The following is an 831-nucleotide window of genomic DNA, read 5'->3' as shown; positions in this document are numbered from 1 at the left end:
CTATCTTGTTGGATAAGTTTCCAGTAACGCTTGATAGCCTTGTATTCATGGGATTTTCGATGATACTGATTCATGATTTGGACACGCACACGACTCATGGCACGGCTAAGATGTTGTACAATGTGAAAGCGATCTAGAACGATTTTAGCACACGGAAAAAGCTGTTTAGCCAAGTCATAATAGGGACTAAACATATCCATAGTAATAATTTTCACTCGACATCGGACAGCTCTATCGTATCGAAGAAAGTGATTTCGGATGACAGCCTGTGTTCTACCTTCAAGAACAGCGATGATACTGAGATTATCAAAATCTTGTGCAATGAAACTCATCTTTCCTTTTGTAAAGGTATATTCGTCCCAAGACATAATCTCAGGAAGGCGAGAAAAATCAGGCTTAAAGTGAAAGTCATTGAGCTTGCGAATGACAGTTGAAGCTGAAATAGACAACTGATGAGCAATATCGGTCATGGAAGTTTTTTCAATCAGCTTTTGAGCAATCTTTTGGTTGATGATACGAGGTATTTGGTGATTTTTCTTGACGAGAGAGGTTTCAGCGACCATCATTTTAGAGCACTGATAGCACTTAAAACGGCGTTTTCTAAGGAGGATTCTAGTAGGCATACCAGTCGTTTCAAGGTAAGGAATCTTAGACGGTTTTTGAAAGTCATATTTCTTCATTAGGCTTCCGCAATCAGGACAAGATGGGGCCTCATAGTCTAGTTTAGCGATGATTTCCTTGTGTGTACCCTTATTAATGATATCTATAATTTGGATATTAGGGTCTTTAATATCGAGTAGTTTTGTGATAGAATGTAATTGTTCCATATGA

At 38.4% G+C, this 831-nt stretch carries 1 protein-coding gene; it reads right to left on the bottom strand.

Annotated elements, in window-relative coordinates; all coding sequences use genetic code 11:
- On the bottom strand, positions 1–827 hold an 827-nt coding region (locus tag CJ239_RS11490), incomplete at its 3' end, for an ISL3 family transposase (RefSeq protein ID WP_102211636.1).
- Positions 828–831 lie beyond the last annotated feature (4 nt).

Source organism: Streptococcus sp. UMB0029 (assembly GCF_002871495.1).
GTDB lineage: Bacteria > Bacillota > Bacilli > Lactobacillales > Streptococcaceae > Streptococcus.
Note: the sequence above shows the minus strand (reverse complement) of the source record. Positions and strands in the feature narration are given on the sequence as shown.